This is a genomic window from Pseudomonas sp. SDT291_1_S447 (assembly GCF_054070155.1).
In genome coordinates, this window is record NZ_JBSVXS010000458.1 from 1 (window position 1) to 216 (window position 216).

Genomic DNA, 216 nt, shown 5'->3' on the forward strand with positions numbered 1-216 from the left:
GTTGCGAAACGGCACGGCATGACCCAGTTGCCCGGCGTCGCCCCGCAGGAACGCCTGCATTTCATGGCGCACCACTTCCAGGGCACTGTGATCCAGGGCCATGTGATGGAACAGCAGCATGGCGACGATGCGCTCCTTCGCCGGGTCCTTCGCCCAGGCCAGGCGCAGCAGCGGCGCCTGGGTCACGTCCAGCCGGTAATGGCGAGCGTCGAACCG

General features: G+C 67.1%; 1 protein-coding gene. It reads right to left on the reverse strand.

Annotated elements, in window-relative coordinates; translation table 11 throughout:
• A partial coding sequence (locus ACW9IR_RS30355) for a hypothetical protein (RefSeq protein WP_457466313.1) occupies nucleotides 1-216 on the reverse strand: 216 nt, incomplete at both ends.